Origin of the sequence: Actinopolyspora sp. BKK2 (assembly GCF_011291845.1) — a bacterium.
GTDB classification, from domain to species: Bacteria; Actinomycetota; Actinomycetes; order Mycobacteriales; family Pseudonocardiaceae; genus Actinopolyspora; species Actinopolyspora saharensis.
In genome coordinates this window covers 451,704-464,651 of record NZ_JAANTE010000002.1, presented here as the reverse complement: position 1 = coordinate 464,651, position 12,948 = coordinate 451,704, and the positions used below count along the sequence as shown (strand labels likewise).

The window sequence follows — 12,948 nt, the reverse complement described above, 5'->3', positions numbered from 1 at the left end:
CTGTCACTGAACCGAATGCGCGTCGACCGCTCACTGGATATTCACATCGACACTGGCCGGAAGATCGATGCGCATGAGCGCATCCACCGTCTTCGGCGTCGGCTCGACGATGTCGATGAGCCGCTTGTGTGTGCGCATCTCGAAGTGCTCCCGCGAGTCCTTGTACTTGTGCGGAGAGCGGATAACGCAGTAGACGTTCTTCTCGGTGGGCAGCGGCACCGGCCCGACAACCGAAGCGCCGGTGCGCGTCACGGTCTCGACGATCTTACGCGCGGACGCGTCGATCGCCTCGTGGTCGTAGGCCTTGAGCCGGATGCGGATCTTTTGTCCCGCCATAGTGGCTTGCCGTTCCTCTAGTCTCGTGCCGCTAGTACCTAGCGCGGTGCGTAGACCCGACGTCGCTGCTTTCTCACCTGCGACCACGTGTGGAACACACGCGTCCGGCTATCTCACAGCGCGGCGCCACGGTCCGCAGCCCGCCCCTGTTCAGGTGTCTGGGTGCCCGGTACACGCGGTCGGGCGTGTCGCCCTCGCGATGCAAACCGGTCCCATCGATCCACGCCGATGAGATGGATCCACAGGGATCCGTACACCTCGGGTTGCCACCTATATCGGCCCCGGCCGGAACGTCTGTCCGGCGGCACCCGCGCAACCGGAACGCCGGTCCGCGAAGTGAATCACGGGCACGGCGTGCCCACATCAGGGCGGCCGGTCCGAATCACGATCCCGCTCTCACGGATTCGTCACCTCGGCCCAGCCGCCCTGAGAGGCAACCCATTCAGGGTGACACACCGGATGTGCCACCCCGAACCGGGGGTGGGGTTTCGAGCCGGTGCCGTTCACCGGTCGAACCCCAGCCCGTCACTTATTGATCTTGACGACGCGGCCCGCGCCGACCGTGCGGCCACCCTCGCGGATCGCGAAGCGCAGCCCTTCCTCCATCGCGATGGGCTGGATGAGCTGCACGGACATCTCCGTGTTGTCACCGGGCATGACCATCTCGGTGCCCTCGGGCAGGGTCACCACACCGGTCACGTCGGTGGTACGGAAGTAGAACTGCGGGCGGTAGTTGTTGAAGAACGGCGTGTGCCTACCGCCCTCGTCCTTGGACAGGATGTAGACCTGCGCCTCGAACTCGGTGTGCGGGGTGGTCGTCCCCTGCTTGATGACGACCATACCGCGCTCGACGTCCTCGCGCTTGACGCCGCGCAGCAGCAGCCCGACGTTGTCGCCGGCCTGACCCTGGTCGAGCAGCTTGCGGAACATCTCGACACCGGTGACGGTGGTCTTGATCGGCTTCTCCTTGATGCCGACCATCTCGACCTCCTCGTTCACCTTGATGACACCGCGCTCGACACGGCCGGTGACCACGGTCCCGCGGCCGGTGATGGAGAAGACGTCCTCCACCGGCATCAGGAACGACTGGTCGGTGGCCCGCACCGGGTCCGGGATGTTGGCGTCAACGGCGTGGAGCAGCTCCATGATCTTCTGGCCCCACTCGTCGTCGCCCTCGAGCGCCTTGAGCGCGGAGACCCGGACGATCGGAACGTCGTCGCCGGGGAAGTCCTGCTCGCTGAGCAGCTCGCGGACCTCCATCTCGACGAGGTCCATGATCTCGTCGTCGTCGACCATGTCGGCCTTGTTCAGGGCGACGAGGATGTACGGCACGCCGACCTGCTTGGCGAGCAGCACGTGCTCACGGGTCTGCGGCATCGGACCGTCGGTCGCAGCCACAACCAGGATCGCACCGTCCATCTGGGCGGCGCCGGTGATCATGTTCTTCACGTAGTCCGCGTGGCCCGGAGCGTCCACGTGGGCGTAGTGCCGCGCCTCGGTCTGGTACTCGACGTGCGCGATCTGAATCGTGATCCCGCGGTCCTTCTCCTCCGGCGCCTTGTCGATGTCCTCGAAAGGCGTGTAGGGGTTCAGGTCCGGGTGGTTGTCGTGCAGGACCTTGGTGATAGCCGCGGTCAGCGTGGTTTTGCCGTGGTCAACGTGACCGATGGTCCCGATGTTGACGTGCGGCTTGTCCCTCTCGAACTTCGCCTTCGCCACTGGAATGTCCTCCTGGACTTGTCATCATTTCCGCCGTACGACGAGCTCCGACCGCGCGCCCTCCCGCGCGGCGACCACGTATCGGGCGGAGTCCTGTCGGGTTGTCACACCGCTCCACTCCTGCCGACGCGGAGGTGGACCGGTGCCGGACTACGTCGGGAGTTACTCCCCCGTAGCCTTCGCGATGATCTCCTTGGCCACGTTCGCCGGAACTTCGCCGTAGGAGTCGAACACCATCGAGTAGTTCGCGCGGCCCTGCGTCTTGGAACGCAGATCGCCCACGTACCCGAACATCTCGGACAGCGGCACCAACGCCTTGACGACGCGGGAACCGCCACGCTCCTCCATGGCCTGGACGTGACCACGGCGGGAGTTGAGGTCGCCGATGACTTCACCCATGTATTCCTCGGGTGTCGTCGTCTCGACCGCCATCAACGGTTCGAGCAGCGCCGGGCTGGCCTTGGCGGCCGCCTCCTTCATCGCCATCGAACCGGCGACCTTGAACGCCATTTCCGAGGAGTCGACCTCGTGGTACTGGCCGTCCACCAAGGTCATCTTGACACCGACCATCGGATAGCCCGCCAGCACACCGATCTGCATGGCGTCCTGGGCGCCTTCGTCCACCGAAGGAATGTACTCGCGGGGGATGCGCCCACCGGTGATCTGGTTGTCGAACTCGTAGGTCGCACTGTCCGCGGACTGCTCGATCGGCTCGAGGTTGATCACCACGCGGGCGAACTGACCGGAACCACCGGTCTGCTTCTTGTGGGTGAACTCGTGCTTCTCGACCGTCTTGCGAATCGTCTCGCGGTAGGCGACCTGCGGCTTGCCGATGTTGGCCTCGACCTTGAAATCGGTCTTCATCCGATTGACCAGGACCTCGAGGTGGAGCTCACCCATGCCCTTGACAATGGTCTGACCGTTCTCCTCGTCGTACTTGACCTGGAAGGTCGGGTCCTCTTCGGCGAGTTTCTGGATCGAGGTCGACAGCTTCTCCTGGTCGGCCTTGGTCTTGGGTTCGATCGCGACCTCGATGACCGGATCCGGGAAACTCATGGACTCCAGGATGACCTGGCTCTGCGGATCGCAGAGCGTGTCACCGGTGCTGGTGTCCTTCATCCCGACCACCGCGTAGATGTGCCCGGCCTGTCCCTCGTCGACCGGGTTCTCCTTGTTGGAGTGCATCTGGAAGAGCTTTCCGATGCGCTCCTTGCGGCCCCGGATCGGGTTCATCACCTGGGCGCCCTGCGAGATCTTGCCGGAGTAGACCCGGACGTAGGTGAGCTTGCCGTAGAAGGGATGGACAGCGACCTTGAACACCAGCGCGGAGAACGGCTCCTCGGTGCTCGCCTTGCGGGAGGTCTCCTCACCGGAGTTGGGCAGCGTGCCCTGCACGGCGGGGATGTCCAGCGGCGAAGGCAGGTACTCGACCACGGCGTCCAGCATCGGCTGCACGCCCTTGTTCTTGAACGCCGTCCCGCACATCACGGGGAACGCCTCTTGGTTCAGCGTGAGCGTGCGGATGCCCTGCTTGATCTGCTCGGTGGTGAGCTCCTCACCACCGAAGTAGGCCTCCATCAGCTCTTCGCTGGACTCCGCGACGGACTCGAGCAGCTCGCTGCGGTACTCCTTGGCCGTCTCGAGGAGGTCCGCGGGGATGTCCTCGATGTCGTAGGTAGCCCCCTTGGCCACGTCACCGCGCCAGGTCAGCGCCTTCATGCTGACCAGGTCGACAACGCCCTCGAAGTCGGACTCGCTACCGATCGGCAGCTGCAGTACCAGCGGCTTGGCGTCGAGCCGCTCCCGGATGGTGCCGAGCGTGAAGTAGAAGTCGGCGCCCATCTTGTCCATCTTGTTGACGAAGCAGATGCGCGGAACTCCGTACTTGTCCGCCTGGCGCCACACCTGCTCGGACTGGGGCTCGACCCCCTCCTTGCCGTCGAAAACGGCGACGGCACCGTCGAGCACGCGCAGCGAACGCTCCACCTCAGCCGTGAAGTCGACGTGCCCGGGGGTGTCGATGAGGTTGATCTGATGCTGTTGCCAGAACGTCGTGGTAGCAGCCGAGGTGATGGTGATACCCCGCTTCTGCTCCTCCGACATCCAGTCCATCGTCGCGGCGCCGTCGTGCACCTCACCGAGCTTGTAGTTGATCCCGGTGTAGTACAGCACACGCTCGGTCGTGGTGGTCTTGCCCGCGTCGATGTGGGCCATGATGCCGATGTTGCGGACCTTGGTCAGGTCGGTCAGCACGTCGCGTGCCACGAGTTCGTCCCCGTTCCTACAGCAAGCCTGAAGCTGTCGAATCGGTGAGCCGAGGCGGGCAATATAGCCGACCCGGCGTCACCACCGATAATGAGCGAAAGCCTTGTTCGACTCCGCCATCTTGTGCGTGTCCTCGCGCTTCTTGACACTCGCACCGAGACCGTTGCTGGCGTCGAGCAGCTCGTTGGTAAGGCGCTCGATCATGGTCTTCTCACGACGCTGACGGGCGAAACGCACCACCCAGCGCAGGGCCAGCGTGGTCGAACGACCGGCGCGCACCTCGACCGGAACCTGATAGGTCGCGCCACCGACACGGCGGCTGCGCACCTCCAGCGAGGGCTTGACGTTGTCCAGCGCGCGCTTGAGCGTCACGATCGGGTCGGTGCCGGTCTTCTCACGGCAGCCTTCCAGCGCCGAGTACACGATACGCTCGGCCAGCGAACGCTTCCCGTCCACGAGAATCTTGTTCACCAGCTGGGTCACCAGCGGCGAACTGTAGACTGGATCGGAATCGACTGACCGCTTGGGGGCGGGGCCCTTGCGGGACATCAGCTCTTCTCCTTCTTCGCTCCGTACCGGCTGCGAGCCTGCTTGCGATTCTTCACACCCTGGGTGTCGAGCGAACCGCGAATGATCTTGTAGCGGACGCCGGGGAGGTCCTTCACACGGCCGCCACGGACGAGCACGATCGAGTGCTCCTGCAGGTTGTGCCCCTCACCGGGAATGTAGGCGGTGATCTCGACGCCGCTGGTGAGCTTGACACGCGCAACCTTGCGCAGCGATGAGTTGGGCTTCTTCGGAGTAGTCGTGTACACGCGTGTGCACACTCCGCGGCGCTGCGGGCTTCCCTTCAGCGCCGCTGTGGTGACCTTCGAGGCCTTGTCGTGGCGGCCCTTACGGACCAGCTGCTGGATGGTGGGCATGGACCGGCTTTCTTCTCGAGCGTTCGTGTCTTGGTGGTACTCGTTCACGGCAGCGCTCGTCCGAGCACCGTTCGCACCCCTGGCGCCGAGCACCGCTTACCCAGGTCTTTGTTGTACTTGGGTCTCCTCACGCCCCACATCCGCGACACGAGGTCGGGCGTGTCGCCCGTTCCTCGGCCGTTTTGGCGGGGCGGCGTCCCAGCGGGTGCGCACCCCGGTGGGCCGTCAGGAGAGTTCCGCACCATCCACGGGCGCTCCCCCGCCGACCACGCGGGCGGTTCTCGCGCACGGACATGCGGAGTGACCCGAGGGGTTGCGGGTCCAAGTCATAAAGATACCTGCCCCGTTTGCAGGGGGTCAAAACGGGGGTGTCCACCTGCGCCACGAACGTCTCTCCCGCGACTCTACCCACCGGGGCAAGAGTCGCCCCGCCGCCACCACCGGCGGTCCCGGACACCCGTCGCTGCGGAACGCAGACCGGAACCGAGCGGTGACGGTCACTTCTCCGTCGGCTCCCCCGTCAGGTCGAGTTCCCCGGTGCTGACGCTGTTTATCCTGCGGGGAGCGGGTTTGGGATGACGCTCCTCGGCCGGCATCGGCTCGGACTCCCCGCTGTGCCACCCCTCCGCAGGAGGACCCGCCGACTCCGCCACCGGCTGCGCGGAGTCCTGCCGTCCGTCAGGAGCCGCGGGGGGCTCCGCACCGCTCCGCTCCCGCGCACCGAACTCCTCCGCGACGGGGTGGTCCTCCTGAGCAGCGGCGCCGGGCGCAACTTCCTCCTCCGCCTCGGCGGGCTCGTCCCCCAGTGGTTCGGTCACCACGGGGAGGACGTTCGTCTCCCGCGCGTCACCATCCGGAGCGCCCTTCGGAGGAGCACCGTCCGCACTCACACCTTCCGGTGAACTCGCTTCGGGCGGAACCGCTGCCGCGGCAGCGCTGCCCTCCGTGGTGTCCTCCGGTTCCGTGAACGACCCCGGTTCCGTGAACGATTCCGGTTCCACGGCCTCCGCGCGTTCCTCGACGACCGAGTTCGCAGCCGCGCCGCCCCGCTCCGCGGGCTCCTCCGGCTCCTGCCGACCGGACGGCTCCGCGCGGGAGGGGCGCTCCTCCGCGAACGCTCCCCGCCGTTCCTCCGAGCGGGGGACCTGCCACTGCCGCGGACCATCGTCCTCCTCGGACGCGGAAGTGGGATCGCCGCGGAAAGCGCCAGCGGGTTCCCGTGCCGACTCCTGGACGGCCGCGGTCTCCTCCTCCGCACTCGAAGCGGTTTCGCCCCGCTCCGGGAGAGCCGTCCAGGAATCCGCGCCCTCCTCGGCGAGGAGCTCGGGGTCCGTGACGCCCCGGCTCTCCAGCGGGGACTCCGGAACACGGTCACTCGACCGGACCGGATACCTGCGCCGCCAGTCGCTGTCGCCCTCGGTGGTGTCCGCGGTGCTCTCCTCCGGACGCAACCGGGAGTCGAACGCGGCCACGCAGTCCATGGCCATGCGCTCCACGGTTCCCCGCAGCTCCAGCTCGGCCATCCAGTCGACCGGCAGCGCCCCGACTCCCAGAGCGGCGCCGACGATGCTTCCGCATACCGCGCCCGCGGCGCTGCTGTTCCCCGAATGAGTGACCGCGGTCCGCAGGGCCGTCCGCACGTCCTCCGCGGTGAGGGCCGCGCACACGGCGATTCCGAGCGCCTCGTCGGCACGCCTGCCCTCGCCCAGCTGCTCGCCGAGCTCCTCGGGACCCGGGGGTCCGGAGGCGGCCAGTTCCGCCGCCCCCGCCAGAGCAGCGGTGGTGTCCTCGTGCCCCTGCCAGGTCTCCAGGACCTGCAGAGCCAGCCAGACCCCGTCGTCCAACCCCCTGCCGAGCACGACCTGCTGCACGATCACCGCGAGCGCCCCGGCGGGCAGGTAACCACTCGGGTGACCGTGCGTGAGCGTCGCGATCCGCACCCCCAGCTCGAAGACCTCGGCCGGTTCGGACGACCAGAACGCCGCCGGGGTGGCGCGCACCAGTGCTCCGCACCCCGTGGAGTTGTCCACCGGAGCGGACTGATCGGCGTGCCCCGAGCGCTCCCCGAAGGCCTCCAACTCCGCGTACACCGACGCACCCGGCGAGCGCGCGGCGAACAACTCGGGCTCCTCGACGAGCCAACCGTCGGGAGCGGGGTGGTCGACGCTCAGCTCGCCCACGGCCCACTGCCAGTCGACCCCCTGGGTGTACAGCCACCGCTGACTCGCCAAGCGCACCTCGCGGAAGGGGTCCGTCTCCCGAACCGAGCGCGCCTCGCGGGCGCGGATGAGCCCCTCGCAAGTGAACAACGTCGTCTGCGTCGCGGCCGTGGCCGCCCCGCGCGTTCCCGCGTACTCGGGCAGCCCGGTCGGACCGCGCGGGCCGTACCGCTCGACGATCTCCGCGGCCGAGGCCTCGGTCAGCCCCGCCCCCAGCGCGTCCCCCGTGGCGCTGCCGAGCAGGCAGCCCAGGATCCGCTCGGTCGCGGAAGGCACCTCGGCGGTGGACTCCTCCACCACCGCGTGCTCTCCCCCGGTTCCGGCGGACGCCGCCACGGGCTGCTCCTCCGCCCGCGGCGCCGGCTCCTGCTCCTGCGACTCCTCCTCCCCGTCGACGAGCCGTTCCACGGCCCCGCTCTCCATGTACGGGACCGAGGCGAACGGCTCGAAGGTGATCGGCAGGGGTGTGTCCTCAGCGCGGGAGCGGGCCCGTTCGACGGGGTCCTCGCTGCGCTCCCCGAGAGCCGCCGTCGAGCCCGCCTGCTGCTCGTCCTCCGCGCCGGGGGCCGTTTCCGCCGCTCCTCGATGCGGACGGTGCTCCGGCAGCGGAGGGAGCTCGTCGATCCCGGGAAGCTTGATGCGGGGCGGCTCGCCGTTCTCCCCGTTCGATTCCCCGGCGGAGTGCCAGCCCGGGGGCGCGGTGACGACTCCGAAGATCTCGCCGCCCTCCCCGCGCTGCACGCGCGGTTGCCGGGAGTCCTCCTGCTCGGGTTCGCCGGCGGAGTCGCCGCTGTCGGTCCCGCTTTCCGCGGAACCGCTCTCCCAGCCGCCCTCTCCCCGCGCGGAATCCCTCCGCGGGTGAATTTCCTCCGCGAACTCCTCCTCCGGAGCGCCCTCCGGAACGGCCTCCGACGCCGGGGGCTCGCCAGGTTCGGCGGCCGCGAAACCGAAGTCCTCGGGCAGCCCCTCCTCGCCCTGAATACGTCCCGGGGAGGAGGACGCGGGTTCGTCCCCTTCTCCCTCCGGAGCCGAGCGCCCCTCGGAAGGAGCAGGAACTTCACCCCCGCCCGCTGCGGTGACTTCCTCCCCGCCGGCGGGCCGGCTCAACGACGTGGTCCGCACCAGCATGATCCGATCGGTGTCCTGCCCGGTCTCCTCCGGTTCGGACTCCCGGTGCTGCTCCGCGGACTCAGCACCGGACTCCGCTGCCGGGGAGCCGCCGAACCGGCGGGGCTCGTCCCCTTCGGGAGCGGAGCTCTCCGTCTGCTCGCGCTCCCACGGGGCGGCCACTCCGCCCGCGAAGGGGACCTCGCCGCGCGGCTCGGCGTCGGCGGGTTCGGCTCGTTCGGGTTCGGCGGCGTCGCCGACGGGGGTGCTCTCCGCCGGCTCCGGCCCGCCGGACGGCTCGGCACGGGTCCCGGAAGCCTCCGCATCGTCGACCACGGCGGGCAGCACCTGGGTCGGCGGGGGTGCTTCCTCAGCGGGACCGACCTCCTCCGCCCTGCCGGTGAAAGCACCGCCACCGGCCTCCACGGTCCAGTCGGGCGAGTTCAGCTCGCGCCGTCCCCGTCCGCCCTCGGCGACGTAGCGGCGCGCCCACCTCGGTGGCGGCGGTGGCGCGAAGGCCTCCGCGGCGTCGAAGGCCAGCGTCTCCAACACCTCGCGGAGCTCGAGCTCGGCCATCCAGCGCCCCGGGATCGCCTCCGGGCCGTGAACGGCTCCGGCGAGCTGCCCGGCGAGGGCACCGGCCACAGCGCTGTCCGCCGAGTGATTCACCGCGGTGATCACGGCATCGGTGAAGTTGCCGGCCGAAGCCACTGCGGAGAAGGCGATGCCGAGCTCGCCCAGGCCTTCGGACGGGCAGAACTCGATGTCCAGCATGCGCGGGTCGGGTGGCTGTCCCTGCTGCGCGATGAACATGGCGGCGTGCACGGCCCGCAGCACGGCCGCGGGAGGTGTGCCGTTCTCCAGGTGCGAGCGGTTGACCTCCCAGGAACGCACCGCTTCCCAGAGCGGCAAACCGTTGAGCAGTCCGCCCAGCACGTCCGCGTGCAGCGCGCCCGCGGCCCGCGTCTCGTAGCGCGTGGTCAGCAACCGCGGAACGCGGGAGGCCACCCCGGCGACCCGGCGGGGGTCACCGCTCCAGACCATCAGCGGGGCGGTCCACACGAGACAGTCCGCGAAGGCGCGTTCCCCCGCGGGGGCGTCCTGAGCCGGGTGCGCTCCCGGGTCCCCCGGAACCCGGTCGACCAGGGTGGACAGCAGCCGCAGGGCGTTGCCGCCCGGATTGCGCGTGGAGAACAGTTCGGGCCGCCGCAGCAGCCAACCCGTGGGTTCGGGGTGGCTGCGCCAGTACCCGGCCATCGCGTAGGGCCAGGGAACGCCCTGGGTGTGCAGCCAGGCGAGGTGGTTCGAGCGGATGACCGGCAGCGGGTCCTGCTCCCCGGTGGCTCGCGCCCGCAGCAGGGCGTCCATGGTGAACACGGTCAGCTGCGACAGGTCCGACACGGCGCCCCTGCGCCCGAAAACCGGCAGGAAGTCCAGCACACCACGCCCGCCGAGCCACTGGCGGACAGCGGACAGACTCCACCCCCGCACACCGGATCCGAGCACGTCGCCCACCGCGCCGCCGAGCAGCGCGCCACGCAGTCGATCGGACCAGCTCAACGGCCGGGAAGCGGCGAAACCGCCGCCCACCTCGCCCGTACGGGACCGGTTGTCACTCATCGGTGGTCTCTCCTGATCGGTTCGGCACTACCGGACCGGAACCCGGAAAAGCGCGGCACGCCCCCGGTGTGCCGAGGCCGAGCGAACGTGTGCGGGCCGCCCGGCGCTCGTGCGATCACACAGGCCGTCCCCGGGGAGGCTCACCCGTTCCCGCCGTTCGTTCCGTGCGGGGCAGAGAGTACCAACCGTCGGTGCTCCGGGAGGATCACTCGGGAGGCCGGGAATCCCGCCGCGGAGGTTGCGCCCGCGAGGTGATGGCCAACCTGTTCCAGGTGTTGATGGTCGTGGCCGCCCAGACGAGCCCGGCCAGTTCCGTCTCGGAGAACACCTCGCCGGCCCGCCGCCACGTCTCGTCCGACACACCGTCCCCGTGGATGAGGGTGACCTCCTCGGACAGGGCTAGCGCGGCGCGCTCCCGCTCCGAGTACAGCTCCATCTCCCGCCAGGCGGCCAGCACGTCCAGGCGCTGCTCGTCCACACCGGACTTCCTGGCATCCTCCAGATGCATGTCCAGGCAGAAACCGCACCCGTTGAGTTGCGAGGCCCGGATCTTGACCAGCTCGTAAACCTCCTTCTCGACCCCGGCCTCGCTCAGTTCGGTGGCGACGGCCTCCTCCAGGCGCTTCATCTCCCGGTAGACCCGCGGAGTCAGCGCGGCCAGATCCATGCGTTGTTGCGTCATGGCTCCAAGCTAGCGACGACGGCGGCCGGTATATGCTCCAGTTCGATGTCCACGAACGAGTCCAGTTCGTACCGCTCCGGCTCGCTCGGACTCGACCTGCACCTGGAACTGCCCGCCCGCCCGGGAGCTCTCCGGTTGGCGTCCGCGCTCAGGGACGCCGTGCGGAAGGGCAGGCTTCCCGCGGGCAGCAGAGTTCCGTCCACCAGGGCCCTGGCCACCGACCTGGGAATCTCCCGGGGAGCGGTCACCCGCGCCCACGAGCTCCTCGCCGCCGAGGGGTACCTGGTCATCCGGCAGGGCTCTCCCACCACGGTCGCCCCCGGCCCCTTCCACGCACCGGAACCCACCGATCTGCCCGCCACCCGCAGGGGCACCGAACTGCGCTGGGACCTGCTTCCCGGGAAACCGGACCTCGGCACGTTCCCCCGCCAGGACTGGGCCGCGGCACAGCACCGCGCGCTGCGCGCGGCACCTGCGGCGGAACTCGACTACGGCAACCCCCGCGGCCACCCCGCGCTGCGCACCGCGCTCGCCGAATACCTGGGGCGTGTGCGCGGGGTGCGCACCACGCCGGAGCAGGTCGTCGTCTGCGAGGGCCACCACCGCGCGCTCCACCTGCTGAGCACCGTGCTGCGGCAGCGTGGCACGCGCTCCGTCGACTACGAAGACCCGACGCTGCCAAAACTGCGCGGGATCCCCCGCGCGGCCGGTCTGGAAGTGCGCGCCGTCCCGGTGGACGCGGAAGGCATCGACGTCACCGGGCTCGAAAGCCCGGCCGCGGTGGTCACCCCCGCGCACCAGTACCCGCTCGGATCGACCATGTCCGAGCGCCGCAGGAAGGCGCTGTGCGAAACGGCCACGTCCGAACAACGATTGATCATCGAGGACGACTACGACGGAGAGTTCCGCTTCGACCGCGAACCCGTCGGAGCCCTGCAGCGGATCGCTCCGCGCAACGTCGTCTACGCGGGCACGGCGAGCAAAACCCTCGCCCCCGGCCTGCGACTCTCCTGGTTGGTGCTGCCTCCGGCCCTGGTGGGACCGGTGGGGGAAGTCAAAGCGCACACGGACAGCAGTCCTGCGGTGTTCGATCAACTCACCCTGGCCGAAATGCTCCGCTCGGGCAGCTATGATCAACACGTGCGGCGCTGTCGCGCGATCTACCGGCGCCGAAGGCAGCAGCTCGTTTCCGCCATTCGCGAGTCGGACACGCGGCACGAGCTCTACCCCGCCGGTATCGCGGCCGGTTTGCACCTGACGCTACGCCTCGATCCGGACGGTCCCTCGGAGGAACGGATGTTGGAGCGTATGCGACGGCATTCGGTGGCGCTGGAAGGACTGGCCGAACACTGGATCGACGAAAGGCGGCGCCAGGACGGCTTGGTGATCGGCTACGCCGCCCCACCGGGGCACGCCTTCGAGAACTCCCTGCGCGCACTGTTGCGGGGCCTGGCGCAACCCCGGAACCGCGGCGCCCCCCGGGAAGCGTGACCCCCGGTCGGGTTCGTCAACGGCGTGCCGCCGCGCACGGGACTTTCGGAACAGGTGATCCGTCCCGACCTTTTTCCCTCGGTGTGATTCGAGAGAGGAACAGTGAACGAACAACAGGACACATCCGCCGACCAGTCCGTGACCGAGCAGACGGTCGAGCAAAACCCTTCCGGGACGAACTCCTCCGAGCCAACCCCGTCCGAGCAGCAGCCCGCGGGCAACACCGCCCAGAGCGGTAACGGCGGTTCGGAGGAGCAGTCGACGCAGAAGAAGACCAAGGGGCGCAAGCAGAGCTCCGCGCGCAAGACGCGCTCGGTCGAGCTCACCCTGACGGTCAGCGGCACCGCCGAAGGAGAGTGGCAGGCCGATCTGACCCACGGGGGCAAGAAGATCGTGCAGGGGCTGCCCATCTCGTCCTCCTCCGTCTCCAAGGCGGCGGGCGAGCTGCACGACGACATCTCCGAGGCGATCGAGTCGGTGATCACCGAGGCCAGGCAGCAGCACGAGGCCAGGCTGGCCGAGCTGGAGGCCGAACTTCAGCGGGTGCGCAAGACGCTGGAGGACTTGGAGAGCTGACCCCGGTCCC

General features: G+C 68.9%; 9 protein-coding genes. 2 read left to right on the top strand and 7 right to left on the bottom strand.

The genetic code is table 11. The features are described from left to right. Positions 1-30: 30 nt before the first annotated feature. From rpsJ to G9Q41_RS05925, 7 genes are all read right to left on the bottom strand, one after another. The gene (gene rpsJ, locus G9Q41_RS05955) at positions 31-336 is read right to left on the bottom strand and encodes a 30S ribosomal protein S10 (RefSeq protein WP_017976809.1); all 306 of its coding nucleotides are present in this window, start codon (positions 334-336) and stop codon (positions 31-33) included. 525 nt (positions 337-861) lie between these two features. Then, a complete protein-coding gene (gene tuf, locus G9Q41_RS05950; RefSeq protein ID WP_092525968.1) occupies positions 862-2,055 on the bottom strand; it encodes an elongation factor Tu in 1,194 nt (397 codons plus the stop codon). A 162-nt stretch (positions 2,056-2,217) separates the two neighbouring features. After that, positions 2,218-4,320, bottom strand: coding sequence for an elongation factor G (fusA, locus tag G9Q41_RS05945; protein WP_165631852.1), 2,103 nt, complete (start codon positions 4,318-4,320; stop codon positions 2,218-2,220). Between the two features lie 78 nt (positions 4,321-4,398). Further along, the gene (rpsG, locus tag G9Q41_RS05940; RefSeq protein ID WP_092525964.1) at positions 4,399-4,869 is read right to left on the bottom strand and encodes a 30S ribosomal protein S7; all 471 of its coding nucleotides are present in this window, start codon (positions 4,867-4,869) and stop codon (positions 4,399-4,401) included. Further along, positions 4,869-5,243 (bottom strand): 30S ribosomal protein S12, encoded by a 375-nt coding sequence (rpsL, locus tag G9Q41_RS05935; RefSeq protein WP_017976813.1) that lies wholly within the window; start codon positions 5,241-5,243, stop codon positions 4,869-4,871. The genes rpsG and rpsL overlap by 1 nt, the downstream gene beginning before the upstream one ends. Before the next feature lie 497 nt (positions 5,244-5,740). Next, complete coding sequence (locus tag G9Q41_RS05930) at positions 5,741-10,189, bottom strand: ADP-ribosylglycohydrolase family protein (RefSeq protein ID WP_165631853.1); 4,449 nt, start codon at positions 10,187-10,189, stop codon at positions 5,741-5,743. 205 nt (positions 10,190-10,394) lie between these two features. Further along, positions 10,395-10,871, bottom strand: coding sequence for a carboxymuconolactone decarboxylase family protein (locus G9Q41_RS05925; RefSeq protein WP_092525960.1), 477 nt, complete (start codon positions 10,869-10,871; stop codon positions 10,395-10,397). Positions 10,872-10,916: 45 nt separating this feature from the next. Here G9Q41_RS05925 and G9Q41_RS05920 point away from each other — a divergent pair, with 45 nt between their 5' ends. Together G9Q41_RS05920 and G9Q41_RS21805 are read left to right on the top strand one after the other, a co-directional pair. Beyond that, entirely contained in the window at positions 10,917-12,362 is a 1,446-nt protein-coding gene (locus tag G9Q41_RS05920; RefSeq protein ID WP_092525958.1) for a PLP-dependent aminotransferase family protein, read from the top strand. A 102-nt stretch (positions 12,363-12,464) separates the two neighbouring features. Continuing rightward, positions 12,465-12,938, top strand: coding sequence for a DUF6319 family protein (locus G9Q41_RS21805; RefSeq protein ID WP_347567460.1), 474 nt, complete (start codon positions 12,465-12,467; stop codon positions 12,936-12,938). Positions 12,939-12,948 lie beyond the last annotated feature (10 nt).

Bases quoted from the DNA above. Each gene is read 5' to 3' on its own strand.
- rpsJ (WP_017976809.1), bottom strand. From the start codon at position 336: ATGGCGGGACAAAAGATCCGCATCCGGCTCAAGGCCTACGACCACGAG.
- rpsG (WP_092525964.1), bottom strand. From the start codon at position 4,869: ATGTCCCGCAAGGGCCCCGCCCCCAAGCGGTCAGTCGATTCCGATCCA.
- rpsL (WP_017976813.1), bottom strand. From the start codon at position 5,243: ATGCCCACCATCCAGCAGCTGGTCCGTAAGGGCCGCCACGACAAGGCC.
- G9Q41_RS05930 (WP_165631853.1), bottom strand. From the start codon at position 10,189: ATGAGTGACAACCGGTCCCGTACGGGCGAGGTGGGCGGCGGTTTCGCC.
- G9Q41_RS05925 (WP_092525960.1), bottom strand. From the start codon at position 10,871: ATGACGCAACAACGCATGGATCTGGCCGCGCTGACTCCGCGGGTCTAC.
- G9Q41_RS05920 (WP_092525958.1), top strand. From the start codon at position 10,917: ATGTCCACGAACGAGTCCAGTTCGTACCGCTCCGGCTCGCTCGGACTC.